Annotated in this window: 2 protein-coding genes; both read left to right on the top strand. The window is 46.3% G+C overall.

The features are described from left to right. Positions 1–874 precede the first annotated feature (874 nt). On the top strand, positions 875–1,618 hold the full coding sequence (locus Q0236_RS09530) for a hypothetical protein (protein ID WP_297917193.1): 744 nt from the start codon (positions 875–877) through the stop codon (positions 1,616–1,618). Next, positions 1,593–1,763 (top strand): hypothetical protein, encoded by a 171-nt coding sequence (locus Q0236_RS09525; protein WP_297917192.1) that lies wholly within the window; start codon positions 1,593–1,595, stop codon positions 1,761–1,763. Before Q0236_RS09530 ends, Q0236_RS09525 begins: the two co-directional genes overlap by 26 nt. Positions 1,764–1,923 lie beyond the last annotated feature (160 nt).

The raw sequence follows: 1,923 nt of genomic DNA, 5'->3' as shown, positions 1-1,923 counted from the left end.
AGAGCGTAAATAGCTTATTCAAATAAAATTTTAAAATTTAAAACGTGGCGCGGTTTGTTTCGTACAGCCGCAGGAATACGAACAATAGGCATCTTATAATAAAAGATCGCGGCTCAGCCGCAAGTCAAGCGCTTATGCCTGCGAGCTCTAAATTTATAGCGTTTTAACTCGCTACCGATTTAACTTATTGTGGATTTAACTGCGACGCGAAATTTAGCTTCTATGCGGCAAATTTAACTCTGCGCGATATTTACTCCGCGCGGCGGAAATTTTAACTGCAACCGCGGAGTAAATTTACCGCATTAGCCGCTGCAAGCCGCATTTTAATCCGCCGTATTAACTCTGCTAGACTGCGTTTTAAATTTGTCGTAAAATTTTCTGCATATTTGATGAGATCGCGCAGCGCCCCGCGCTTTAAATTTATGATAATTGCCACACATTCGCTATCTGTCCGTGCAGCTGTGCTTCTGCAAAACTCGTATCCGCTAAATCGTGCAAACCGCGTTTTTAAATTTCGCCGCGAAATCCGCAGCCCGCACTGGCAAGCATGCGCCCGCCGATCGCATTTAAATTTAGCACCGAAATTTCTTTATATTTTAGAGCATTGCAAAACTCAAAATGCCGTATTTCCCAAGCGTTCGCCGCTCTTAACGGAGTAGCTTCGCCCGCAAAGCCTCTGTAGTGCTTTATTGTGATATTAAGTTCGGCGGCTAAATTTCAAATCCTTTAAATTTGAAACCCGCTTAAATTTTAAAGCCTCTTCAAATTTAAAATTTAATTCGAATTTGATCTGAAATTTTATAAAATTCCACCGTTTTAAACGGGCTTTAAAGCGCGCGCAAGCTGTTTTGGAACCCCTAAAGAAAGGAAGCCGATGCCTACTTTTACTACCAAAGACTACAAAGCCGCCCTTCGCAGCCGCGGCGCACGAACCACGAGCACAGGCGGATTTAGCGTCAAAAACGACAACTCCTTCATCGTGATCTTCGTAATTGCGATGATGGTCTTTATATTTTTTTACGGCGTGTCGACCGGCCTTGATTTAGATGAAATTTTTTTAGGAAACGGACGCGGTCGCGGCGGAGGCGGGATTTTAGGACTTTTGATCGCAGGCGTAGCTTGGTATCAAGGGCGCGACGGCGGCGGACTGTTTAAATTTAGCGACCACGCGATCACCTTCGTCTCGGGCGCGCATAATAGAGAAATCCTGCTCTCTAATATCGACTACATTAAGCTTACGCCCGGCTTTTTACGCACCTGCACGAGCTACACGGCGCTTAAGCACTCTCGCTACATAAAAAACGAGCAACTCTTTAAATTTGGGATCGGATCGATGATCGTGCTATGGCTAGTCGGTATCGCCATGAGCGAGCAGCTAACTATGGCATATGAGATGCTGGCGGCGGGCATCGTGATCTTTTTCTTCGCCAAGGCGCTCTCATCTTGGAAACTAAACGGCGACTTTCACGACATCTTGCTGCGCGACACCGTGCTGATCCGCGGCAAGGATCTGAACGACCGCGTGCTGTGGTTTGCGATCACGCCCGGCCGCAACGACCGCCGTAGGCTGCGCGCCTATTTCAAAGAGCATCTTGACTTCGACATCGACGGCGGCTGATTTTGGTTTAAAATTTGAAGGCTTGGGCGCGGATAGAGTAGCGGAATTTTACGGCGTAAAATTTAAGACAGAATTTCACTTGGCGGAATTCCGCGATGCAAATTCTACCGAGCAAAATTCCAAGGCGCAAAATTCTATGATATAAATTTACAGGGCAAAATTTGGCGGCGTAAATTTCAAAGCCGCGAATGCACGGCGCGATATTTGCGGCTCTATACGGCAAACTTCACCTCGCTTAGCCGCCCCAAATTATCAAACAAAAAAGAGCGCATCGTTTTTAAAATTCGCTACGATCTTGCCCGCGA

Source organism: uncultured Campylobacter sp. (genome assembly GCF_938031315.1).
Classification (GTDB): Bacteria; Campylobacterota; Campylobacteria; order Campylobacterales; family Campylobacteraceae; genus Campylobacter_B.
This window is presented reverse-complemented; position numbering and strand designations above follow the sequence as displayed.